The sequence below is a fragment of the Mycolicibacterium llatzerense genome (assembly GCF_025331195.1).
Lineage (GTDB): Bacteria > Actinomycetota > Actinomycetes > Mycobacteriales > Mycobacteriaceae > Mycobacterium > Mycobacterium llatzerense.
In genome coordinates, this window is sequence record NZ_LXOV01000017.1 from 60821 (window position 1) to 83493 (window position 22673).

The following is a 22673-nucleotide window of genomic DNA, read 5'->3' on the forward strand; positions in this document are numbered from 1 at the left end:
GCTATCCGGCGAACTGTTCCCGGAGTTGTTCGCGCAGTACCTGTTTGGCGATCTTGCCGTTGGTCGTGAGGGGTAGCGCGTCGACGAACACGACATGGCGGGGACGTTTGAACGCCGCGATGCGGCCGCGTACGTGCGTGACGAGATCGTCGGCGTCAGGCTGGGTGTCGGCGGCGGGCACCACGACCGCGCAGATCGCCTCGCCCCAGTACGGATCGGGAACCCCAACGACGGCAATCTGATCCACGTCGGGATGAGACGACAGCACGTCTTCGACTTCCCGGGAGGACACGTTCTCGCCGCCGGTGATGATGATGTCCTTCAGCCGGTCGGTCACCACGAGCCGGCCCGCGTCATCGAGGTACCCAACGTCACCGGTGTGCAGCCAGCCGCCGTCGGTCGTGGGCGTGTCGGGCCAGTACCGGACTGCCACCTGATCGCCACGAACCAGGATCTCGCCACTCGGTGCGATCCGGATCTGCACATCGGCGTGGGGCCGGCCGGCCGTGGCGAGCACGGCGGTGTCACCCGCGGCGCCCGCACGATGGTCCTCGGGGCCGAGAAAGGTGACATTGCCGCCGGTTTCGGTCATTCCGTAGCCCTGGTGGAATCCGACGGCGAGGCGGCCCACGGCACGCCGAAGCAGGTCGGCAGGGATGGCCGACGAGCCATAGGCGATGTCCTGCAATGACGGCAGGTCGGTGCCGGTCTCGTCGAGATGAGCCAGCAGGCTGTGCAGCATGGTCGGGGCCAGTGAACACGAGGTCACCTGGTACCGGTTCACCGCGACGGCGAAGGCTTCGGGCCGGAAGGCCGCCACCGGCAGCACCGTCGACTGTGCGCAGTGGTGCACCAGCATGTTGTAGCCGGCGATGTGGCACATGGGGAACGGCAGCAGATACACGCCGCCCGGACGGACCGACCTGCCGGCGATGCTGCCCCGGACGGCCGTGGTGATCGAACGGTGCGTGTGGACAACGCCTTTCGGTGTGCCCGTGGAGCCGCTGGTGAACAGCAGCCAGACCGGGTCGTCCGCGTCCGGCTCGTCGGGCACGGGCCATCGTGTCGATTGCGTTGCCGCAGTCCACTGTTCGTCGTCGAACGAGATCGAGTCGGGCCGGCTCAGCGGTTCCAGATGGCGGGCGTCACCCAGGATCAGGGTGGGCGCCGCGGTGGCCAGTTGTGCGACATGTTCGTCGGCGCTGAGCCGTTGATTGATCAGGACGAGGATGCAACCGGCGCGGGGCACCGCGTAGTAGAGCGTCGCGTAGTCGGGGCCGTTGTCGGCTATCACCGCGACCCGGTCGCCGAGGGTGGTCCGGGAAGCGATCCAGCCCGCGGCAGCCGTGATCGCCCGGTCGAATTGTGCGAACGTCGTGACGGTGCCGTCTTCGGCGATGATGGCCGGACGGTCGGGCACGACAGCGGCGGCGCCGGACACCAGGTGATGGAGCAATTCACCGTGCCCCACAACGCCTCCCGTGTCTCGGCCTGAGTATCCGCAATACGCTACCAGCCTAGGTGCGTGGATAATTCTCCGTCCCAAGGGGTTTGGCTGGGGATCTCAGTCGGCGTGGGCGGCGAGCACCTGGTTGACGCCCGATGGGGCCCAGGAGCGCAGTGGCGAGACGACGTCGCCGCCCCGGTAGTCGATGGCCAGTTCGGCACCGAGTTCGGTGACGCAATCGAAGTTCTTCGGGCTGCAGGTCACCGCGACCCGCGCACCCAGCGCATGGGCGATCTGGATGGTGCTACCCGCCACCGGTAGACCCGTGGCGTCGACGTAGCTCCAGCCTCCGGTAGTGGCGCCAGCAGCTCAGGCGACGCGACACGGTATTCGGCGTACGTGCGGTCTGCCCCGTTGCGCTGATTGGACATCCCGAAGACCTGATCGCCCACCTGCCAGCGGGTAACTCCCGGCCCGACGGCCGCGACGACACCGGCCAGGTCGAAGCCCAGCCCGAACGGGAAGTGGTAGTCGATGTAGACGGAGAGCTTGCCCTCGCGGGTCTTCCAATGCCGGCTGCGTCAGCTCGGCCAAATTGACGTCGGAGTAGATAACGCCGCCGGTGCCTGCTAACGTCCTGAGTGCGTTCACAAGTTTGCTCAGTTGGGGGCTCGGCACCGTGGATGCGAAGGGGGAAGCGACTTGACTTGGTATGCGTTTTCCCGCCATCTTCGCTGGCAGTGCGCCAAGGTGGGAATCAGGGGGCATACGACCGCTGTGCAATTACCAGTGATCGTGAAGTTATTGGGGGACGTTGGTGCAGGCTTCTGAGAAGCGCAGAGTGCGGATTGTCTTTGTTGTCACGTTCTTGTGGATCGCCCTGCTCCAATACGTATTTCTCGGCATTGCGCGCGGGGAACCCTACCCGGCTCTGATTCTCCCCGGTTTCCCGGCGAACTGTCCGGGCTGCTTATTGGAAACTGGCGTACCTAAGGCGAAAGAGCCGTGGCTAATCGTTCGTTTCGCGGACGGGCATGTAGAGCCTGCGCCAATAGAAACCATCCTGCCTCCGGGTCCGTCAGTGCCGTTCATCGCTTTCTCGACTGCCTACGACAACGACGCTTTCAGGAGCAATCCCGAGGCCGTCGCCTGGCTTCGGTCAAAAATCATGGAGCGGTTCCCCGACCAACCTGTAGCAGGCCTGGATATCGTTTGGCGGACAGCGACATATAGACCGGACAAGACATCTGGAACGGACTACGCGCCCTTGCGTACTGTCAGCATCGATTTCGGAAATGCGACGTGAAACTAGTCGAAAGATTCGACCGCTGGGTCGAAGATGGACCGTTCACCGCTGAGGATTTGGGTATTTACCGGATCATCTATGCGTTGAGTGTCCTGCTGGTCGCGCCTGATATCACTTGGCTTAGCCACTATCCCGATTTCATGTTCCATGCGCCGCCAGGGCCACTTCAGCTCCTGTCGGGATTTCCGTCCCCGGGGGTACTCATCGGATTGGAAGTGCTTCGGTCAGTCATTCTCGTCATGCTCGGGTTGGGTATATGGACAAAGTATGTGTCGATCGCTACCTGGCTCGTACTTTCTGCCACCTATGGAGTGACGTTCTGTCTGGGTAAAGTCGACCACACGATCTTGTTGACATTACCGCCCCTGGTGTTGGCCTTCGCCAATTGGGGGAACCGCTTCTCCGTGGACGCCTTTCGGCGTAACAGCGAACCCTCGCTGCAGGCACAGTGGCCATTGCGCTTGTTGGCTCTGCTGATCGGGTGGGGCTTTTTTGCCGCGGCGCTGACCAAGGCGCTGACCGGCTGGCTGTCATTCTCGAGCCAGGCGTCACGCGGGTATTTCGTCCTTGGCTTCGTGACCCAGGGGCGGACGCACTGGCTGGCCCAGTGGATAGCTCAGCATGATGTGCTCGCCGCCTGGGAGGTCGTCGACTGGCTTACCGTCGCCTTCGAGCTCGCCATTCTCATTGCCTTACCGTGGTGGCGTGCCTTTCGGATCACGCTGGCTGTAGCTGCCATATTTCACTTGGTCGTGTTGTTGATCATGAACATTGATTTCAGTAATGCAGTCGTCGCTTACGGTGCGTTCGTTTCGTGGGGTGCGATTGCCCGGCGGGTAGGTAGTTCACGGGTTGGCCGATCTGGTTTGAGGGCCCTGGAAGCGCGGCGCGCGCTACTGGAGGGTGCTGGCGGCCGGGTTCTTTTGGCAGTGCTAGCGGTTGCTGTCGGCGCAGCGTCCTGGTTCCTGATGGTGAGCCCGACGGGCAAAGTTTCTACCGGGGCGATCGGCGGACATCTCATCATTGTCATCGGCGCGATGATTGGGCTGACGTACCTCTTGATCGAAGCGAGTGCCGCACTCGCGGGCGGTGGTAGACGAGGATCGCTACGCCCGAAACATCCTCTGCGGCAGCGATGTTGAATAACCACGGGACGTTGACGTCGTCGTAGCCGTGGTTGAACGCATCGAGCGCATCGCGGATCGGTGAGCGCCAGTCGCCGGTGTGGACGTGAGACAAACATCCGATACTGGGTCGTTGCTCTTTCGGTGGTGGCACGGTGCGAGCCGGCGATGGGCTCCTTGGTGACACCCGAGTTGAGCCGGTCTGTCGGGATCGATTTTGGTGACCGGCGGTCCGAGTTCGGTGGGGGACAATGGGGAGACCGACTGGAACGGGGGACGGCCCATGCCCTACACGGTGTCGCAGGTGATGAATTCCGCTCCGGAATCGCTGCTCACCGCGTCGCTCGACGCGCGGGCCGCAGCCCAGCGCGTCGATGCTCAGATCGACCGGGCACGAACACGATTCGCCCACCTCGCCGACGACTGGACCGGCACCGCCGCCGATGCCGCGCAGAAGCAGGGCCGCGAATCACTCGACGAGCAGACCACCTATCGGGACCACCTCTACGCCGTGGCCAAGCCTTTGGCGACGGGCGGCGCGCAGCTCACCGAGCTCCGGGCAAACTTGAAGAAGGCCGTCGATGCCGCGCAGGCGCAGTGGGACGTCGCCGACGACGGTGGGGTCACGCCAGGGTTCTGGCTGCGCTGGTATGCGAGGGTCTCGCCGGTCCAGGCGCTGCAGATTGCGGCCAAGCGCATCGAGGTCGAGAACGCGATCAAGCTGCTGCTCGCGAAATTCGAAGCGGCCGACCGGGACACCGGCCATCAAATTCGCAAGGTCGGTTGGGAGTTGGCATGACCGCACCGTTGACCGTCGTGGTGGCGTCGCTGCGGGAAACCGCGAAGGCGCTGGAGGACCTGGCGAGCGGCCTGTTCAACGACGGTGGCGGTCCCCAGCTCTCGGCCGCCGCGGAGCCGGTAGCGGGACTGGACAGTGGCCAGGCGTGCCGGGACGCAGGCGATGCGTTCCTGCGGCGCGCACAGTCGCTGGGGCAGGGCATGTCCGCATTCGCAGGCAAGCTCGATTCGGCTGCCTACCTTTACGAGCACGGCGATCGCGCGGCCGCCGAACGTATCCCGTTCGACGTGCCGGAACCGAAAGATGAGCGGATCGGCGACGATCCCGGCGAACCCGGATACGACCCCGTCAACAAGTACGAGGACGCGCTGCGCACAGCGGGGCTGCTGGACGGAACCAGCGACGGGTACTACCGCGAGTGGCTGCAGAACGCGGCGAAAAAGGGTGTGCCGCCACAGGTGATCGTCGACATCGCTCGGCAGCAGCACATCACGCCGGCGAGTTTCGACGTCCTCAAGGGCATGGAGCGCGTCGTCGACAACAACCGGACGAGCAGTGATCCCAGCGACGACAATACCTACTTCCTGCTGCCCGCGGGGACGAGTGCCGACGCTGCCCGCCGGGCCGCGTTGATGACGTACATCCTGAACGCGGGCACCAGCTACACAAAGGGAAATCCGAACACAGACTTCGCCGAGACGCCGTACACCGCGAACGAGGTGCAGCGCATCCTCGACCGACAGTCCGCGAATTCCTGGAGTTACGAACAGGTTCCGCGACTGGCGGGCAGCGGCGGGCGCTTCGCGACCACTCCCAACGGGATGCTCATGGGGCTCGGTGGCGGCTTCGTGCAGAACCAGCTGAGCCAGCAGGGCGGGTCCACCTACGGTGACGTCTTTCTGATCAACATCGACCATCCAGCGGACGCGGGCGACCAGCTTCGCAGGATCATCGGGTCAGGTCAGATGTGGTACGACGGACCCGGGGGAGCACGCCAACAGGACGTGGACATCGACCGCATCCTGCACCATGAAGAGCGGCACTCGGAACAGTGGGCCGCGTTGGGGCCGGTGGAATTCGCCAAGCAGTACGCCATCAGTCTGGGCGCCGAAAGGCTCACTGGCCGCCGGAATCCGTTCGAGACGAACGCCGGCGCTTCGGACGGCGGCTATTCATGATTCGTCGAATGCTCTGCCTAGGTGTCACTTTCGCGACCCTGATGGCATTGTGCGCTTGCGATCCGCTGGGGAAACCATCGCTGCCGGTTCAGTTCGGGGTCCGGGTGACCGACGGACAGCTGCGGCTCTGGACCGGATCGTCATGCCGTGGCACGACGGCAGTCAACGTCACCTTCAACATGGATCGACCGGACAAGGCGGAGTTGAAGCTCGAGGCGACGCCCTTGCCGGAAGTTGTTGGTTCACAAAAGGCTCCGCCGAATCCGGGTACCGAAGTGGAGTACTTCACCGTCGGCGGACCATACCCGGGATTCGACGTGGTCACTCAACTACCACCCGGGTTCGATTGGCGCACTGCGGACACCGTGTTCATCTTCCCGCAGGCCCCACACGCATTCGGGGCCACCAGCAAGCTGGGTGAGGCGATAAAGGAATCCGACCGGCATCCCGCGGATACCTACTGGTTCGAGGGGTTCGGTTGGCTCAATCCTCAGGACATCGCTGCTCAGGACGGCACGAAGTTCCTGACGCTCTGTTCGCGCGACCCCGCTCAAGGTAGCCGGCTACCAAGGGTTTTCGGCGCTCGCGTCACCGACGGCACGCTGCGGATCTGGCCCGGCCAATACTGCGGTCCCGTGGACAATGTGATGCTGACTTTCCAGCCCGGTCAGGCCGATCTCGTGCTGGCCGCCGACCCGCACCAGGCAATCCCATTCGACTCCTTGACCGCCCCCGGACCGTATCCCGGCTTTGCGGTGGTGCGGCCCCTGCCCAGCGGATTCGACTGGCGGACACAGAAAACGGTGCTGCTGCGGGTCTATCGCAGCAACGGCGATCCGTGGACCACGACCACCGACCTCGGTCCGGCGGTAACCGAATCGGGCCAACATGCGCCGGACACCTTCTGGTTCCAGGGATTCGGCTGGCTCAGTCCTGCTGACGTCGCCGCCAAAGACGGCAAGGAGCTATTGACCGCGTGTGCGCCTGAGCCCCAGCGCCGGTGACATGTCGATGTCAGGTGCCTCAGGTCTTCGACTTGGGCGCGCTCAGCGGCTAATGTCCGCGCAATGGCGCCACTGACAGACGATGTCGCCCGACTGCTCGACGAGCGGTCGGGCCGGGTCGTCGTCGGTCTGACCGGGCCGCCGGGCGTCGGTAAATCGACGGTGGCGGCGCGGGTTGTCGACGAATTCAATTCCATCCAGCGCGATTTCGCCGCCCTGCTGCCGATGGACGGTTTCCATCTGTCCAACGCGCAGCTCGCACGGCTCGGCCGAAAAGGGCGTAAGGGCGCCCCGGACACATTCGATGCGGCCGGCTTTCTGGTATCGCTGGCTCGGGTGCACGACGCCTACCAGAGCGCTGATGTTTATGTGCCACAGTTCGATCGGGCGCTCGAAGAGTCTGTCGCAGCGGGCCTGGTGGTGCCGGCAGCGGCGCGGCTGGTCGTCACGGAGGGCAACTATCTTGCGCTGTCGTCTCACAACTTTTCCGGTGCGCGGCAGCTGATCGACCGGCTGTACTACCTGAAGGGCGCTGACGAGGTGCGGCGGAAGCGACTGCTCGCACGCCACATCGCCGGCGGGCGGAGCCTGATCGCGGCCGAGCATTGGGTGCGTGCGGTCGATGAGCCGAACGCGGAGCTGATCGCCGAGACCGAGGGGCGCTGTGATCGCACCTGGGACATGGACGACGGTGATCGGTCATGAGCGCGCCGTCTCCGCGGTCCGACGCCGGTACGCCGATGGTGATTCCCCGCTGAACTGGGTGAAGCAGCGAGTGAACGCGCTGAGGCTCTCGAAGCCGACCGCGGTGGCGGTGGCTTGGACAGATTGCCCCGGCTCCGTCAGCAACGCCATCGCCCGGAGCATTCGGGCGTTGAGAAGGTAAGTGCGCCAAGATAATCCGATGGACTCCTGGAACAACCGGCGCAGCGTCCGTTCAGATACCGAGACCGCACGGCTCACCTGTTCGGCCGTCGCCGACGTCAGATGTTCTTTGGTGTAATCCATTGCCGCGGCAACGATCGGGTGCTCGGTAGTCGGCAGACTCAGCGGCGCTTCGTGGTCCAACGCTTCAGACACGAGATGCGCCAGGGTGCGAAAGAAATCGTCCGAGACGGTGTCGCCGTGCGCCCGGTTGATGGGCCACCGCAACGCGTAGATCATCATCTCGCGGATCAGCGGGGAGACGGCGATGATGCGTGCTCGATCCGATCGGTCGGCGATCAGGCTTGGATCGAACATCACCGCAACGGTCTTCACATCCGGGTTCATCACCGCCTGATGGGGTAGGCCTGCCGGTATCCAGGCTGCCTGTTGCGGCGGCAGCAGGTAGTGGGCGACATCCGTCTCCACCTCGACCAGGCCGTGCAGCGCGTACTCGATCTGGTGCACCTCGTGTGAGTGCCAGCCGGTGATCAGGGCGTCGCCCTCGTAGAGGTAGCTGCCGCCGAGAGCGCGCCCGCCGCGGCGCAGCTCGATCACCGGCCGTGCGGCCATTTTGGCCGTTCGGGATAAACCCCTGTCCGAAAGTGCAGAGACGGTCACGCCTCTAGACGGTACTACTGAGGCATGCAGACCGACGACTTGATCCTGGTGAGCATTGACGACCATGTCGTGGAACCCCCCGACATGTTCCTCAACCACGTGCCGGACAAGTACAAGCCCGAGGCGCCGATCGTCGTCACCGATGACAAAGGCGTCGATCAGTGGATGTACCAGGGCCGACCCCAAGGGGTGAGCGGACTCAACGCTGTGGTGTCCTGGCCAGCCGAGGAATGGGGCCGCGATCCCGCCGGCTTCGCGGAAATGCGCCCTGGCGTGTACGACGTGCATGAGCGGGTGCGAGACATGAACCGCAACGGCATCCTCGCCTCGATGTGCTTCCCGACCTTCACCGGTTTCTCCGCCCGGCACCTCAACATGCACCGCGAAGAGGCCACCCTGGTGATGGTCTCGGCCTACAACGACTGGCACATCGACGAATGGGCCGGGTCGTACCCGGACCGGTTCATCCCCATCGCGATCCTGCCGACGTGGAACCCCGAGGCGATGTGCAGTGAGATCAGCCGGGTGGCCGGCAAGGGCTGCCGGGCCGTGACGATGCCCGAGCTGCCGCATCTGGAAGGCCTGCCGAGCTACTTCGACGAGGACTACTGGGGCCCGGTGTTCCGGACGCTGTCCGAGGAGAACGTAGTGATGTGCCTGCACATCGGCACCGGCTTCGGCGCGATCTCGATGGCCAAGGACGCCCCGATCGACAATCTGATCATCCTGGCCACGCAGGTGTCGGCGATGTGTGCCCAGGATCTGTTGTGGGGCCCGGCAATGCGCAACTACCCGGACCTGAAATTCGCCTTCTCCGAGGGCGGCATCGGCTGGATTCCGTTCTATCTGGATCGCAGCGACCGGCACTACACCAACCAGAAGTGGCTGCGCCGCGACTTCGGGAACAAGCTGCCCAGCGACGTCTTCCGCGAGCACTCACTGGCTTGCTACGTCACCGACAAGACGTCGCTGAAGCTGCGCCACGAGATCGGTATCGACAACATCGCCTGGGAATGCGACTACCCGCACTCGGACTGCTTCTGGCCCGACGCCCCCGAGCAGGTGCTGGCCGAGCTCAACGCGGCCGGGGCCTCGGACTCCGACATCAACAAGATCACCTGGCAGAACTCATGCCGGTTCTTCGGCTGGGATCCCTTCAAGCTGACGCCGAAGGACCAGGCGACGGCAGGTGCGTTGCGCGCCAAAGCCACCGATGTCGATGTGTCGATCCGGCCGCGCGCCGAGTGGGCGCAGTTGTACGCGCAGAAGCAGATGACGCCCACCTGATCCGGATGGATCAGGTGACGGCGGTCATGCCTCCTCGAGTCGAAGTCAGCCCCGGGTCAGTTTTGCGTAGCGGGTCACGTGGTAGTCGGTGGAGCCGTACTCGTATTGAACGGCGGTGAGCCGCTTGAAGTAGTGGCCGATGGCGAGCTCCTCGGTCATGCCCATGCCGCCGTGCAGTTGCACCGCGTTCTGGCCGATGAACCGTGCCGCCCGGCCGATGGTGGCCTTGGCTGCCGACACCGAACGCGCCCGGGTGTGCGCGTCGGTTTCCAGGTTGAGCACCGCGAGGTAGACCGCGGACACGGACTGCTCGAGCTCCATGTGCATGTCGACCATGCGATGTTGCAACGCTTGGAAGCTGCCGATCGGCTGGCCGAACTGTTGGCGCTGCTTGGCGTATTCGACGGTGTCGGCCAGCACCTTTCGCATGTTGCCGACGGCTTCGGCGCACACGGCGGTGGCGCCTTCGTCGCGGGCCTGGGCGATCGACGGCCAGGCCTCGCCTTCGGCGCCGAGAAGAGCATCGCCCGGCAACCGGAGTTCGCGCAGCTCCAGGTCGGCTGCGCGACGGTCGTCGACGGTGCGGTAGCTGTGCAGGGTGAGCCCAGCGGGCAGTGTCGTGACGTCGACCAGGAACAGTGAGATGCCGCCTGCTGTCTGAGCGGTGATCAGCAGGTGGGTGGCGACCGGCGCGTTCATGACCATGATCTTGTCGCCGGAGAGCACCCAGTTGTCACCGTCGCGGGAGGCAGTCGTCTGAACGTCCTGCCACCGGTCGCCGCTCTCGGCCTCGGCCGCGGCGAGCGCGACAATCGCTGTGCCGGAGGCGATTTCCTCCAACACGGGACCGGCGGCCGTGCTGCCAGATCGCAGCAGCAGGCCGGCGGCGACCACCGCGGTGTCCACGTAGGGCTCGATGACCAGCGCGTGCCCTAACGCTTCGGCGATCAGCATGACCTCGACGGCCCCGCCGCCGATGCCGCCGACCTCCTCCGGCAGGGCGGCGCCGAGAATGCCGAGTTCCTCAGCGAACGAGTGCCAGATGTCGGGCTGCCAGCCGGGGCCGGATTTGGCTGCCGCGCGGCTGGTTTCGAGGTCGTATCGGCCGGCCAAGAACTTGGACAGGCCGTCCCGGAGCAGTTCCTGTTCCGCGGAGAAGGTGAAGTCCATCTACAGCCCCAATTCTGCTTTGGCGAGGATATTGCGCTGAATTTCGTTGCTGCCGGCGTAGATCGACCCGGCACGGTCGTTGAAGTACCGCAGGGGCGCGACCGCCTGCCATGGCTCGCCGCTGACGTAACCGTCTGGGGGAGGGGTGAATTCGGCGACCGGACCACCGGGGCGCGTGGCGTGCGGTTGGTACGCGCGGCCGCGGGGGCCGGCGGCCTCCATGGCGAGTTCGGTCAAGGTCTGGCTCAACTCGGTCGAGAGCACCTTCAGCATCGACGACGCCGCGCCCGGATGTCCGCCTCCGGCCAGCGCGGCCAGCACGCGGTATTCGAGGATCTCGAGCACCTCGGTGCGGATTCGCGCGTCAGCGAGCTTGCGGGAGAACGCGGCATCGTCGAGCAGCAGGCCACCGTCGGGGCCCGGCGCCTGGGCCGCGGCGGTGGCGATCTCGTCGGCCAACACCTGCAGACCCGGGGCGGCGGCGCCACCGCCGCGCTCGAACTCGAGCAGATACTTCGCGACGGTCCAGCCCTCGTCGATCTGGCCGATGACGTTGCTCTTGGGTACCCGGACCTCGTCGAAGAACACCTGGTTCTGGACCTCTTCGCCGGACGTCATCACCAGCGGCCGGATCTCGATGCCCGGCGTGCTCATGTCGATCAGCACGAAGGTGATGCCCTGCTGCTTCTTGCCGGTGCGGGTGGTGCGCACCAGCGCGAACATCCAGTTGGCCTCGGTGGCGTGCGTCGTCCAGATCTTGCTGCCGGTACACACCAGGTCGTCGCCATCGGAAACGGCGGCCATGGTCAGGGCGGCCAGGTCGGATCCGGCTTCGGGCTCGGAGTAGCCCTGGCAGAAGAAGACCTCGCCGGTCAGGATGCGGGGCAGAAAGTAGTCCTTCTGTTCCGTCGTGCCGAACCGGACGATCGCGTGGGCCACCATCCGGATGCCCATCGGAGACAGGGACGGCGCTCCGGCCAGGATCGATTCCCGGCTGAAGATGTAGTGCTGAGTCAAGCTCCAATCGCAGCCGCCGTATTCGACCGGCCAGGCCGGCGCGGCCCAACCGCGCTCGTGGAGGATGCGCTGCCAGGCCAGGCTCGCGTCGTGATCGCTGTAGACGCTGGTCATCAGGCGACCGGCCTCTTGAATCTCCGGTGTCAGGTTTTCCTGCAGAAACGTGCGTACTTCATCACGGAATGCCAGATTGCTGGCCGACCAATTGAGGTCCATGCAGACTCCTCTGTCGCTTGGGCTGATAGCAGCCTAGCAACAAAGAAGTGAACTTAGTTAGCGATGTGGGGTTCAGGTGGCGGTGCGCTCCACGATGTTCGTCTGTCGCGTGGACGCGCCGACCATGAAGGCGAGGTGGTGATCGAGCGATTCCGCGGTGACGATCGCCGGCATCAGCACGCGCCACTGCTGGGCGAATCGGTCCCGGAGGTCTTGACCGTCGGATGCGGCGCTGGACATCAGCTCGGCGCCGAGGATCCAGGCCACCAGGGTGTTGGCGACATCGGCAGGGTTCGCGCCAGGGCGCAGGTCACCGTCGGTTTCGGCCCGTTTGATGTCGGAGGTGAACTGATCGACGAAGTTGACGTAGCTGTGCCTCGCGGTCGGGTTGAACCCCGCGAACGTGCGCAGCAGTTTGGTTCCCGCTTGGGCGGTCCGGTTGGTCGCCAGCAGGTCGCTGGTGGTGAACGTGCCGACGATCAGCGATTCCATCGCATTGTGTTCCGAGTCGCGCGCAGACTGGAAGACGTTGTGCAACAACACCATCGCTTCTTCGATGATTACAGTGGCCAGCGCTTCTTTGGAATCGAAGTGGTAGTAGAGCGCGCCTTTGGTCAGTTCGGCGCGTTCGATGATGTCGGCCAAACCTGCGGCCGGGTAACCGATCTCGTTGATCAAATCGACAGCGGAATCGATGATCTTGCGTCGGGTCACTTCGGATCGCGGCTGGCGCCCCATTCGTCGATCACCTTCCGTCAGCGCGCGTTCAGTGGCAAGCCCCCCGGATCATCCTAAGGGTCCCATAACCTCGGCCGTTGATGGTGTCGTTCATTCTGAGAGTATGTAAAGTAGCCGAACGGCGAAATCGACCCCTGGCTGTCGGATTGTTGCAACTCGCTGACACTCAACTCAGGGAATTCAAGTTGGATTGGGACGCAGAAGTTGACGTGCTGTGCATCGGCGCCGGTATCGGTGGCCTGGCGACAGCCATAGCCGCGGTCGATGCCGCCGCAGACGTGATGGTGACCGGAGCACTGCTGCGCGCCGACGACGGGCGCTGGGTGCGCGACAATGAAGTCCGCTGCGCCACTTTGGGCGCGGTCCTCGATGCGCGGATCGACGCCTTCGGCGTGCCGCGAGGTGTCGCCGACGAGGAGCCTGAGCCGGAATCCGGCGAAGCCGGCGAGGTCCATCCGGCCGAGCCAGTCGCCGACCAGCAGCTCGATGTCACCGGCGTCTATTTCGCCGCGGTGACCGCCGAAGTAGATGCCGACGTCAGCGCGCAGCCATCGAATGGTCGGTCGGTGCCAACCCGCGCGGTGCGCGAGCTGACAGAGTCCGAAGCGCACAGCCGCAGCATCGAGACGTTCTTCGGCGCGGGGCTGCTCGACTGGGCTCGGGTGTGCCTGGATTCTGCCACCGGGGCGCTCTACAGCACCGTTCGCGGCTGGACCGCGGAGACCCTACGAGACTCGTCGGGCACGACGCTTCGGCTCTCTTCTCTCGGCCCCATCGAATGGAACGCCGGCGACGGACTGGACGAACTGTTCGACTGGCTGGCGGCGGCTGCCGCTGAGCGTGACATCGCGGTCAGTTCGGACAGCACGCTTGAGGCCCTGCTCTTCGAAGACCGTCGCATCATCGGAGCGGAGCTGAATACGCCCGACGGGCTGTACTTCGTACGGGCCCGCCACGGTGTGGTGATTTCGCCCGATTTCACGAATGTGGGCGCGCCGGCAGAGAATGCCGCCCCACCTGCCGGGGCTTTCGAGGTCTGCATCGTGGGCCACCCCGCCAGCAGGTTCGCCCGCGTGGAACTTGTTGCGCGGTAACGCTGTTCGGTGTCACGTCTCGCTGGCGAACCGGACCGGCACGCGGCCTTTGCGGTACAGCGTCGCCATCTGATCGCTCGGTAGCGGCCGCGACAGCAGGAACCCCTGCGCTCGGTGGCAGCCGTGGCGCAGCAATGTCGTTGCGGCAGCCTTGGTTTCGACACCCTCGGCGACGATCTGCAGACCGAACGAGTCGGCCAGTGCGATGATCGCCCGGACGATCGCCAGATCGCCCGGGTTGGAGCCGAGGTCGGTCACGAAGCTGCGGTCGATCTTGAGGATGTCGACGGGCAGCGACTTGAGGTGGGACAGCACGCTGTATCCGGTGCCGAAGTCGTCGATCGCCAACCGCACCCCGGTTCTCCGGAGGTCGGCCAGCGTCGCGCGCGAGGACTCGCTGTCCTGGACGACGACATTCTCGGTGATCTCCAGGCAGACCGATCCGCGGTCGAGGCCGAATTCGTCGAGGATGTCGGCCACCGACTCGGCGAAGCCGTCGGTGACCAGTTGGACGGGGGAGACGTTGACGCGCAACTCGAAATCGTCGCGATCATCGGCCGCATCAGTGCCGGCCTTGGCCGCCCGGAACTCGTCACGCCACCGCGCGAATTCGCGGCATGCGGTGCGCAGCACCCAGCGGCCCAATTCGCCTGCCAGGTTGATCGATTCGGCGATACCGATGAAGGCGGCCGGGGGGAGCAGTCCGCGGGTGGGGTGGTCCCATCGCACGAGTGCTTCGGTGGCGAGCAGTTTCCCGGTGCGCATGTCGATTTCGGGCAGATAGTTGAGCAGCAGCGCACCGTTCTCGATGACGTCCTGCAGATGCAGCTCGATGTCGTTGCGGTAGGCCGTTTCCAGCGACATCGCGTTGGTGAACACCGCGACGCGATCCCCGCCGGAGGACTTTGCGCTCAGGACCGCCTGGTCGGCCCGGCGCAGCAGGTCGGACGAGTTGTCGGAGCCCGGTATGCCGGAGGCGACGCCGACACTCACTGCCCGCGTGAGCCGTTCGCCGTCGATCCAGACCCGGCGCCGCAACGAGTCCTGGAGCTGATAGGCGAGGGCCTCGGCCTTGCTCGCGGATATCGGTTCCGCCGGGACGACGACGAACTCGTCGCCGCCGAGCCGGGCGATCACGGTCTTGCTGTCGACGCCCTCGGTGAGGCGCTGGGCGAACACCCGGATGAACGAGTCACCGGCACTGTGCCCCAGGTAGTCATTGATGGCCTTGAGCCGGTCCAGGTCGAAGAAGAGGGCGGTCACCGGCCCGGGTTGTCCCTGCTGCAGTCGCGCATCGAGGTGGGCGATGAGAGCACGGCGGTTGTTGAGTCCGGTGAGGTCATCGTGTTCGGCCAGGTATCGAAGCTGCTCTTCGGCCAGTACCCGAGATTGGGCCTGGGTCAACAGCGAAGCGATGGCTTGCAGCGCATTGATCTCTTCGGTGAGCCATTCGCGATTGCCGTACTTGACGAACCCGAGTGCGCCGGTGGTGCGCTCGCCGGACACCAAAGGCGTTGCTGCCAGTGATATCTGGGGTACGTTGCGATCCGCCTCGATACGGCGCTGGTAATCGTCGGGTTCCGGGTCGGGGCGCACGATGAGCGGTGTCTTGCGATGTTCGGTTTCCGCGAACACCGGATCGGCGTCGGCAAAGTACACCACGCGCAGGGGGTCGGGGTCCGGAATCTCCGGCCGCACTGGCCATTCCGCGACGAGTATCGAGGCGCCGATCTCATGGTCGTTGCGGCGCAGAAAGCTGACGTCGACGCCGAAGTAGTTGACCAGGATCTCCAGAACGTCCGTGTACACCTTGGTGTTGTTGGTGGAGTCCGCCGCCATCAAACGCGTCGCCACCTCTGTCACCACGCGATCCAGTGAAGGGGGAGATTCGTCGATGGACATGAGGCTTCCAGCTTAACCTGCGTTGTCCTCGGAGACGGTGTGCCGACCGCCTCGCGGCGAGCGTCTGGGGCTGCCTTCAGCTGGCGGCCAACGTGGTTGATATCTGGTCGATCTCGTGCAGCGCCTTCGTAATCTGCTCCGGTTGAGAATGATTGACCATGGTCCTTCGGTCCCACCACATCATCTTGGTGCGGTAGCGCTCGTCGGGGTACGGCGTGGCCGGAATCGGCGCCACCACGCCACCGCCGGATTTCCACAATTCCAGGACGTGCTGGGCTGCCGTGGCCATCACGAACTGCACGCCCATGATGCTGGTCGCGTGGTAGGCGGTGCGGGCCAGGAGGTGGGTGATGGCGTGCTGGCTCGCCCGATTGTCGGACACCCAGGCCGTCTTCATCTCCATGACGCCGAAGGGCACCCGATCGTTGATCATCTTGCGCACCATGGCCAGCCCAGGTCGGGCGGCCCATTCCATCACCGCGTGAGAGTCCTCGGCGCAGCCGAGGGGGGCCTTGGCGCGCAGTCCGCCGACCATGTTGTCGTGGCGGTCCAGGACCGTCCAGAACAGCGCGGTGTCCGCGCCGTCGCGGATCGCGGCAGCATCCACGACCGCTTCGACGCCGTGCCGGCGATAACTTTGCTGAGCCGCATCGAGGTAGCGATTCCAGAGTTCGGGGTCGGTGTCGGGTTGCGACAGCACCACGGTGCATTCGGTGTCCGGGTCGGACCAGGCGATGTTCTCGGCAAAGCGAATATCGACGTTGGATTCGTATTCGACATACTCCACCGACATCGTTGCCCCATTCGTTTCGCGCAGTCACTGCAACTTCAGTTGGCAGTCGGTTGCGGTAAACGCATCGCGCGCGGACTGCATTCCTGAATTCAGTATCGGGGTTGTTGGGGTCCTGCATCCAGCTAGTGGTGAAACGTTGTCTGTCGACCTTCGGGGCGCCGAAGAATTAGCCGAAACGATTGTGCTGGTGCGACGGATGTTGGCAATCCCGGATATCTGTGTCTTTGCAGGTTAACGCAGACAGTACGCGGATATGGCGAACTTTGGCCAGCTAAGTAGCGGGCATCCGCCCAAAATCTGTGCATTGTGCCGCCCCGGCGGACGCGTTAGAAGTATTAGCGGTGTGGCCCGGAAGCGGCCGCGTTGAGAGAGGTAAGCGTGAAAGTCTTCAACAATCTGGCCGAGTTCGTCGCAGCAGCAGGTAGTCAGCTTGGACCGTCCGAGTGGATGGAAATCACCCAGGATCGGGTGAATCTGTTCGCCGAGGCCACCGACGACCACCAGTGGATTCACGTCGATCCTGAGCGCGCCGCCGCGGGGCCGTTCGGAGGCACAATTGCACATGGTTTGCTGACGCTTTCACTGCTACCGCATTTCACGCACCAGCTGTATCGCGTCGACAACGTCGCTTTGGCCGTCAACTACGGCTATAACAAGGTGCGATTCATCACGCCGGTCAAGGTCGGAGCAAATGTGCGCGCGAGCGCCGTCATTTCGAAAATCGATGAGCTCGATGGTGCCGTTCAAGCGACCATGACGATCACGGTCGAGATCGAGGGTTCGGACAAGCCCGCCGCCGTTGTCGAGTCGATCGTGCGAATCATCGGTTGATTGCTGGACGCGGCCCAAGGGACGGCGCTCCGGGGGCCGCGCAGTCCGGTCAGCGGCCTGAGGCCGACCGCTGCGCGGCCTTCACCAGTCCGCCACCGATGATCAAACGCTGAATCTCGCTGGTGCCCTCGTACAGGCGCAGCAGACGCACGTCGCGGTAAATCCGTTCGACGGGTACGTCGCGCATGTACCCGCTGCCGCCGTGCACCTGCACGGCCAGGTCGGCGACCTTGCCGACCATCTCGGTGCAGAACAGTTTCGCGGCGGACGGTGCGATGCGGCGGTCTGCGCCGCTGACCCACAGTTGCGCGGCGTCGCGGACCAGCGCGCGGCCGGCCATGACACCGGTCTGCATGTCGGCCAGCATCGCCTGCACCAGCTGGAATTCCCCGATCGCGGTGCCGCCCTGGGTGGCGGTCGCGGCGTATGCCACCGACTCGTCGAGGGCACGCTGTGCCGCGCCCACCGACACCGCCGCGATGTGTACCCGCCCACGGGCCAACGACGTCAGTGCCGCGCGGTAGCCGATGTCCTCGGTGCCACCGATGAGGGCGTCGGGTCCGACCCGCACGTCGTCGAACGTGATGTCGGAGGTCCAGGCGCCCTCCTGGCCCATCTTGGCGTCTTTGGGTCCGACCGCGACGCCGGGAGCGTCGGCAGGCACCAGGAACACCGCAATACCTGGTCCGTCAGCGTCGGCGGGCCGGGTCCGGGCGAACACCACGAACAGGTTGGCGGTGGGAGCGTTGGTGATGAATCGCTTGTGTCCGGTGATGATCCAGTCGTCCCCGTCCAGGACGGCCTTGGTGCGCAGGCCCGCGGGGTTGGAGCCGGCACCGGACTCGGTCAATGCGAAGGACGCCACGCAGTCGCCGCTGGCGATCGGCTCCAGCCAGCGCTCTTTTTGCGTGTCGGTGCCGAATCCGACCAGCACCTGCCCGGCGATGCCGTTGTTGGTGCCGAACATCGAGCGCACGGCCAGCGTGGTGTAGCCCAGCTCCATGGCCATCTCGACGTCCTGGACGAGATTGAGTCCCAGACCGCCCCATTCCTGGGGGATGGCGTAGCCGAACAGCCCCATGTCCTTGGCCTGGTCCCGGATGTCGTCGGGCACCCGGTTGTCGTTCATGATCTCCAGCTCACGCGGTACCACCGCGGTCCGGACGAACTGGCGGGTGGCATCGAGGATGTCGCGGAAGTCCTGCTCGCTGACGGTCGGCGCGGTGGCGGGTTCGGCCATGTTTGGGTCTCCTTGTGCAACACGAGAGCGCGTCTGGTTTGATGCAAGAAATATCATATTTTATGTATGAAGCCGGTTGCCGGGTGCGCGGCCGGGTCAGTCGATGAAGAGGGACGAGAGGAGAAGCCGACCATGCTTTTGGACGGACGTATCGCAGTGATCACCGGTGGTGCCCAGGGCATCGGATACGCGATCGCGGAGCGGTTCATCGCCGAGGGAGCCCGCGTCGTGATCGGCGACCTGAACCTCGAGGCGACCGACGCGGCCGTGGCCAAGCTGGGTGGCTCGGAAGTGGCGAAGGCCGCTCGGTGCGACGTGACGTCTGCTGTCGATGTGCAGGCGCTGATCGACGCTGCCGTCGGATGGGGCGGCCTCGACATCATGGTCAACAACGCCGGCATCACCCGCGATGCCACCATGCGCAAGATGACCGAGGAACAGTTCGACCAGGTCATCGACGTGCACCTGAAGGGCTGTTGGAACGGTACCCGGCTGGCTGCAGGCGTCATGCGGGAGGCGAAAAGCGGTGCCATCATCAATATTTCGTCGATCTCGGGCAAGGTCGGCCTGATCGGCCAGACCAACTACTCTGCGGCCAAGGCGGGCATCGTCGGCCTGACCAAGGCTGCTGCCAAGGAGGTCGCCCACCTCGGGGTGCGGGTCAACGCCGTGCAGCCGGGCCTGATCCGCTCCGCGATGACCGAGGCGATGCCGCAACGGATCTGGGATCAGAAGCTGGCGGAGATCCCGATGGGGCGGGCCGCCGAACCCAGCGAAGTGGCGTCGGTCGTGACGTTCCTGGCGTCGGACATGTCGTCGTACATGACCGGCTGCGTGCTGGAAATCACCGGGGGACGGCACATCTAGATGAGCACGTCCAGTCCTGTCATCTGCGCGCCGGTGCGTACCCCCATCGGCCGGTACGGCGGCATGTTCAAGTCGTTGACCGCGGTCGAGCTCGGTGTCGCGGCGCTGCAAGGTCTGTTGCAGCGGACCGGGATTCCGGTGGCAGCGGTGCAGGACGTCATTCTCGGGCACTGCTACCCGTCCAGCGAAGCCCCGGCGATCGGCCGGGTGGTGGCGCTCGATGCCGGGCTGCCCGTCACCGTTCCGGGCATGCAGGTCGACCGGCGCTGCGGATCGGGGCTGCAGGCCGTCATCCAGGCCTGTCTGCAAGTGGCCAGCGGCGCAAACGATCTCGTCGTCGCCGGTGGCGCAGAGTCGATGAGCAACGTCGCGTTCCACTCCACCGACATGCGCTGGGGTGGCTCGCGCGGCGGCATCACGGTGCACGACGGGCTGGCGCGCGGGCGGACCACCGCCGGCGGCAAGAACTACCCGGTGCCGGGCGGCATGCTCGAAACCGCGGAGAACCTGCGCCGGCAGTACGCGATCTCCCGCGTCGAACAGGACGCGCTGGCCGTGCGGTCGCATCAGAAAGCCATTGCGGCGCAAAGCAGTGGTGTGCTGGCCGACGAGATCGTGCCCGTGACGGTGAGCTCGCGTGCCGGCGATCAGTTGATCGACACCGACGAGCATCCCCGCGCCGACACCACCGTCGAAGCGCTGGGCAAGCTCAAACCCGTTCTGGGCAAGAGCGATCCGGATGCCACCGTGACCGCCGGCAACTCCAGCGGGCAGAACGATGCGGCCTCCATGTGCGTCGTGACCACCCCGGAGCGTGCGGCCGAACTCGGGCTGCAGCCGCTGGTGCGCATGGTGTCGTGGGGCGTGGCCGGGGTGGCGCCGAACGTCATGGGGATCGGCCCGGTGCCGGCCACCGAGGTCGCGCTGGCCAGAGCCGGTCTGGCCCTTGCCGATATCGATCTGATCGAGCTCAACGAGGCCTTCGCCGCGCAAGCGCTGGCCTGCACCCGTGAGTGGAAGTTCACCGACAGTGACTGGGAGCGCACGAATGTGCGGGGGTCGGGCATCTCGCTCGGTCATCCCGTCGGCGCGACCGGCGGCCGGATGCTCGCGACCCTGGCGCGTGAACTGCACCTGCGGGATGCCCGCTATGGACTGGAAACCATGTGCATCGGAGGCGGCCAGGGGTTGGCCGCGGTGTTTGAACGGATCGCCTCATGACGGACAGCGAGAAGCGGAGCGGGATCGCGCATGACTAAGTTGGCCCAGACCGCCGGCCTCACCGAGGTGCAGCGCGAAATCGTCGCCACCGTGCGGCAATTCGTCGACCGGGAGATCATCCCGGCTGCCCAGGACCTGGAGCACTCGGACACCTACCCGCAGGCCATCGTCGATCAGATGAAAGACCTGGGTCTGTTCGGCCTGATGATCCCGCAGGAGTACGGCGGGCTCGGTGAGTCGCTGTTGACCTATGCGCTGTGTGTCGAGGAACTGGCCCGGGGCTGGATGAGCATCTCGGGCGTCATCAACACGCATTTCATCGTCGCCTACATGCTGCGCCAGCACGGCACCGAAGAGCAGAAGCAGCGCTACCTGCCCCGGATGGCGACCGGCGAAGTGCGCGGCGCCTTCTCGATGTCCGAGCCAGAACTCGGATCCGATGTCGCCGCGATCCGCACCAGGGGCGTGCGTGACGCCGATGGCGGCTACACCATCACCGGCCAGAAGATGTGGCTGACCAATGGTGGCAGCGCGACTCTGGTTGCGGCACTGGTGAAAACCGATGAGGGAGCGGACAAACCGCACCGCAACCTGACGGCGTTCCTGGTCGAGAAGCCGACCGGTTTCGGTGAGGTCAAACCTGGTCTGACGATTCCGGGCAAGATCGACAAGCTGGGCTACAAGGGCATCGACACCACCGAGCTCATCTTCGACGGGTACCACGCCGGCGCCGACGACGTGCTCGGCGGCAAGCCCGGGCAAGGCTTCTTCCAGATGATGGACGGTATCGAGGTCGGCCGCGTCAACGTGTCGGCGCGGGCGTGCGGGGTCGGTATCCGGGCCTTCGAACTGGCGGTGCGCTACGCCCAGCAGCGGGAGACGTTCGGTAAGCCGATCGCCGACCACCAGGCCATCGCCTTCCAGCTCGCCGAGATGGCCACCAAAGTCGAAGCGGCACATCTGATGATGGTCAATGCCGCCCGGCTGAAGGACTCGGGCGAGCGCAACGACGTCGCGGCAGGCATGGCCAAATACCTTGCCAGCGAGTTCTGTTCGGAGGTCACTCAGCAGAGTTTCCGGATCCACGGCGGCTACGGCTACTCCAAGGAGTACGAGATCGAACGCCTGATGCGAGACGCGCCGTTCCTGTTGATCGGCGAGGGCACCAGCGAAATCCAGAAGACCATCATCAGCAAGAACCTGCTCAATGAATACCGCATCTGAACCCGAATTCGCCGCGCCCGCACAGCTTTCCCACGATGTGGCGCGGTACGTCCGCCGGCGGATCTTCAACGGTACGTTTCCGGCGGGGGAGTACCTGCGGCTGGACCAGCTGGCCACCGAACTGGGTGTCAGCGTCACCCCGGTCCGCGAGGCACTGCTGAACCTGCGGGCCGAGGGGCTGTTGGTGCAGCACCCGCGACGCGGCTTCATGGTCCTCGAGGTCACCGCCCGCGACGTGTCCGACGTGGCCATGGTGCAGGCGTTCGTCGGTGGCGAATTGGCGGCTCGTGCCGCCGAGCACATCACCGCCGACCAGGTCGCTGAGCTCACCCGCATCCAGGAGGCGCTCGAGCAGGCCTACCAGCACACCGATGTCGATCGCATGGTGCGGCTCAACCACGAGTTCCACCGGCTGATCAACGTCGCCGCCGATTCGCCCAAGCTGACCCAATTCATGTCGGGGATAACGCGTTACGCACCGGAGGCGGTGTTCCCGACGCTCGAGGGCTGGCCGGATCTGTCGATCCGGGACCACCGTCGGGTGATCGCGGCGCTGCAGACCGGCGACAGCGACGCGGCCCGGACGGCGATGGCCGAACACTTCGAGGTCGGTGTCCAGCCGCTGACCGAGCACCTCTGCGAACGTGGTGTCATCCGCTAGGTGCAAACT

The 22673-nt window shown here is 65.0% G+C and carries 23 protein-coding genes; 13 read left to right on the plus strand and 10 right to left on the minus strand.

What is annotated here, in order from left to right; genetic code table 11:
• Nucleotide 1 precedes the first annotated feature (1 nt).
• The 3 genes from A7G45_RS27960 to A7G45_RS27970 all read right to left on the minus strand — a co-directional run bounded on the left by A7G45_RS27960 (nt 2) and on the right by A7G45_RS27970 (nt 1983).
• Nucleotides 2-1471, minus strand: a complete 1470-nt coding sequence (locus A7G45_RS27960; protein ID WP_260941706.1) for an AMP-binding protein — start codon at nt 1469-1471, stop codon at nt 2-4.
• A 93-nt stretch (nt 1472-1564) separates the two neighbouring features.
• Nucleotides 1565-1762, minus strand: a complete 198-nt coding sequence (locus tag A7G45_RS27965) for a hypothetical protein (protein WP_260941708.1) — start codon at nt 1760-1762, stop codon at nt 1565-1567.
• Nucleotides 1708-1983, minus strand: coding sequence for an alcohol dehydrogenase catalytic domain-containing protein (locus tag A7G45_RS27970; RefSeq protein ID WP_308204183.1), 276 nt, complete (start codon nt 1981-1983; stop codon nt 1708-1710). Before A7G45_RS27970 ends, A7G45_RS27965 begins: the two co-directional genes overlap by 55 nt.
• A 281-nt stretch (nt 1984-2264) precedes the next feature.
• Between A7G45_RS27970 and A7G45_RS27975 the strand changes: the two genes are divergently transcribed.
• From A7G45_RS27975 to A7G45_RS28000, 6 genes are all read left to right on the plus strand, one after another.
• Entirely contained in the window at nt 2265-2753 is a 489-nt protein-coding gene (locus A7G45_RS27975) for a hypothetical protein (RefSeq protein WP_071287132.1), read from the plus strand.
• Nucleotides 2750-3895: an HTTM domain-containing protein gene (locus tag A7G45_RS27980; protein ID WP_260941712.1), complete on the plus strand. Its 1146-nt coding sequence runs from the start codon at nt 2750-2752 to the stop codon at nt 3893-3895. The genes A7G45_RS27975 and A7G45_RS27980 overlap by 4 nt, the downstream gene beginning before the upstream one ends.
• Nucleotides 3896-4097: 202 nt before the next feature.
• A complete protein-coding gene (locus A7G45_RS27985; protein ID WP_260941714.1) occupies nt 4098-4676 on the plus strand; it encodes a hypothetical protein in 579 nt (192 codons plus the stop codon).
• A complete protein-coding gene (locus A7G45_RS27990; protein WP_260941716.1) occupies nt 4673-5854 on the plus strand; it encodes a WXG100 family type VII secretion target in 1182 nt (393 codons plus the stop codon). Before A7G45_RS27985 ends, A7G45_RS27990 begins: the two co-directional genes overlap by 4 nt.
• Before the next feature lie 104 nt (nt 5855-5958).
• On the plus strand, nt 5959-6858 hold the full coding sequence (locus A7G45_RS27995; RefSeq protein ID WP_260941718.1) for a hypothetical protein: 900 nt from the start codon (nt 5959-5961) through the stop codon (nt 6856-6858).
• A gap of 63 nt (nt 6859-6921) precedes the next feature.
• Nucleotides 6922-7563, plus strand: a complete 642-nt coding sequence (locus A7G45_RS28000) for a nucleoside/nucleotide kinase family protein (protein ID WP_260941721.1) — start codon at nt 6922-6924, stop codon at nt 7561-7563.
• Here the strand turns inward: A7G45_RS28000 and A7G45_RS28005 are convergent.
• Nucleotides 7558-8355, minus strand: a complete 798-nt coding sequence (locus A7G45_RS28005; protein WP_043987616.1) for an AraC family transcriptional regulator — start codon at nt 8353-8355, stop codon at nt 7558-7560. The genes A7G45_RS28000 and A7G45_RS28005 overlap by 6 nt on opposite strands.
• A 72-nt stretch (nt 8356-8427) precedes the next feature.
• Between A7G45_RS28005 and A7G45_RS28010 the strand changes: the two genes are divergently transcribed.
• Nucleotides 8428-9690 (plus strand): amidohydrolase family protein, encoded by a 1263-nt coding sequence (locus A7G45_RS28010; RefSeq protein ID WP_260941724.1) that lies wholly within the window; start codon nt 8428-8430, stop codon nt 9688-9690.
• 45 nt (nt 9691-9735) lie between these two features.
• Here A7G45_RS28010 and A7G45_RS28015 read toward each other — a convergent pair whose 3' ends face one another.
• The 3 genes from A7G45_RS28015 to A7G45_RS28025 form a co-directional block, all read right to left on the minus strand.
• Nucleotides 9736-10860 (minus strand): acyl-CoA dehydrogenase family protein, encoded by a 1125-nt coding sequence (locus tag A7G45_RS28015; protein WP_043987614.1) that lies wholly within the window; start codon nt 10858-10860, stop codon nt 9736-9738.
• Nucleotides 10861-12093: an acyl-CoA dehydrogenase family protein gene (locus A7G45_RS28020; RefSeq protein ID WP_260941727.1), complete on the minus strand. Its 1233-nt coding sequence runs from the start codon at nt 12091-12093 to the stop codon at nt 10861-10863. It lies immediately after the preceding gene.
• Nucleotides 12094-12165: 72 nt separating this feature from the next.
• Nucleotides 12166-12831: a ScbR family autoregulator-binding transcription factor gene (locus A7G45_RS28025; protein ID WP_043987612.1), complete on the minus strand. Its 666-nt coding sequence runs from the start codon at nt 12829-12831 to the stop codon at nt 12166-12168.
• Between the two features lie 185 nt (nt 12832-13016).
• On the opposite strand from A7G45_RS28025, the gene A7G45_RS28030 reads away from it, so the two are divergent.
• Nucleotides 13017-13925: a hypothetical protein gene (locus tag A7G45_RS28030; RefSeq protein ID WP_156127176.1), complete on the plus strand. Its 909-nt coding sequence runs from the start codon at nt 13017-13019 to the stop codon at nt 13923-13925.
• 12 nt (nt 13926-13937) lie between these two features.
• On the opposite strand, the gene A7G45_RS28035 is transcribed toward A7G45_RS28030, so the two are convergent.
• A complete protein-coding gene (locus tag A7G45_RS28035; protein WP_071287140.1) occupies nt 13938-15827 on the minus strand; it encodes a putative bifunctional diguanylate cyclase/phosphodiesterase in 1890 nt (629 codons plus the stop codon).
• 76 nt (nt 15828-15903) lie between these two features.
• Nucleotides 15904-16620, minus strand: coding sequence for a hypothetical protein (locus A7G45_RS28040; RefSeq protein WP_043395078.1), 717 nt, complete (start codon nt 16618-16620; stop codon nt 15904-15906).
• Nucleotides 16621-16998: 378 nt separating this feature from the next.
• Here A7G45_RS28040 and A7G45_RS28045 point away from each other — a divergent pair, with 378 nt between their 5' ends.
• Complete coding sequence (locus tag A7G45_RS28045) at nt 16999-17451, plus strand: MaoC family dehydratase (RefSeq protein WP_043395080.1); 453 nt, start codon at nt 16999-17001, stop codon at nt 17449-17451.
• A 49-nt stretch (nt 17452-17500) separates the two neighbouring features.
• Here the strand turns inward: A7G45_RS28045 and A7G45_RS28050 are convergent, their stop codons facing one another.
• Nucleotides 17501-18691, minus strand: a complete 1191-nt coding sequence (locus A7G45_RS28050; protein WP_043395082.1) for an acyl-CoA dehydrogenase family protein — start codon at nt 18689-18691, stop codon at nt 17501-17503.
• 132 nt (nt 18692-18823) lie between these two features.
• Here A7G45_RS28050 and fabG point away from each other — a divergent pair, with 132 nt between their 5' ends.
• The 4 genes from fabG to A7G45_RS28070 are packed head-to-tail and all read left to right on the plus strand — an operon-like array spanning nt 18824 to nt 22664.
• Nucleotides 18824-19558 carry a 3-oxoacyl-ACP reductase FabG gene (fabG, locus tag A7G45_RS28055; protein WP_260942218.1) on the plus strand — a complete coding sequence of 245 codons (735 nt, stop codon included), beginning with the start codon at nt 18824-18826 and terminating at the stop codon, nt 19556-19558.
• Entirely contained in the window at nt 19559-20779 is a 1221-nt protein-coding gene (locus A7G45_RS28060) for an acetyl-CoA C-acetyltransferase (RefSeq protein WP_260941735.1), read from the plus strand. It begins immediately after the preceding gene.
• Nucleotides 20780-20809: 30 nt separating this feature from the next.
• Nucleotides 20810-22003, plus strand: a complete 1194-nt coding sequence (locus A7G45_RS28065) for an acyl-CoA dehydrogenase family protein (RefSeq protein WP_260941737.1) — start codon at nt 20810-20812, stop codon at nt 22001-22003.
• Nucleotides 21987-22664, plus strand: a complete 678-nt coding sequence (locus A7G45_RS28070; protein WP_260941739.1) for a GntR family transcriptional regulator — start codon at nt 21987-21989, stop codon at nt 22662-22664. The genes A7G45_RS28065 and A7G45_RS28070 overlap by 17 nt, the downstream gene beginning before the upstream one ends.
• Nucleotides 22665-22673: the final 9 nt, after the last annotated feature.